Annotated in this window: 2 pseudogenes; both read left to right on the top strand. The window is 47.3% G+C overall.

Going from position 1 to position 761, the window contains the following annotated elements:
- Positions 1 to 184: pseudogene (locus tag R8O11_RS27100) on the top strand (phospholipase); the annotation flags it as partial.
- Positions 181 to 761, top strand: a pseudogene (locus R8O11_RS27095) (chromosome partitioning protein ParA); the annotation flags it as partial. The pseudogenes R8O11_RS27100 and R8O11_RS27095, both read left to right, overlap by 4 nt.

Below are 761 nucleotides of genomic sequence, written 5' to 3'. Positions count from 1 at the left end.
AGGCGAAGCACTATCTGGTGGCGAAAATGTGGAATACCTCGATTACGTCATGGTGAGCAACGAATATGGCGTGAAATCGTTTAACGACAACCGCGTTGATGTTCCACGTTCAACGGCAGAGGGGTTGTGGAAACATTACAACCTGTCGGATCACTTCCCTGTCAGCGCCGTGATCAAGCCATGAAGCTTAGCTTACTAATCACTGTGTCCGCCGTTTTGGCGGGCATAGTTTGGTTTTCAGTCAATGTCGACGAGCGCGATCAATTAACGCAGCTTTCTTCGGAGTTGCAGGATAAATCAATCGCATTGGTTGATAGTGATTCGAGGCCACCCCAGCGCCAAAGCAGTACTCAAAAGTCCAAGTCAAAATCAGACAACATGCCCACAGAGATTCAAGATCTTGCAGAGCGACTAAACCGTTCTAAAGGTCGAGCATTGAAAGCAGAAATCGAGACGTTTTGGCACACCTGTATGTCCGAGCTCAATTGCGAATCCAAACTTAATGAACTAGCTATAGATTTGTCTGCAGAGCGTTTTAATTTGTTAGCGAACTACCATCAACTCGATGGCCTTTGGCAGCAAAGCGTTGGCAATTTGTTGTTTGATGAGCAGCAACCGCTCGCCTCTCGTGTCGCACGATTAAAATCCGAAGCGAGAAAGATTTGGGGAGAGCTCGCCGAGGTGATTTTCGCCGATGAGTTCGCACTTTATGATTTCAGCTTACAAGCCGAGCAACTTGATGCCGTATCGGCTCAAGATTA

This window comes from Vibrio sp. 1288, from assembly GCF_033344475.1.
The sequence above is the reverse complement of the archived record's forward strand: the minus strand, read 5'-3'. Positions and strand labels throughout refer to the sequence as shown.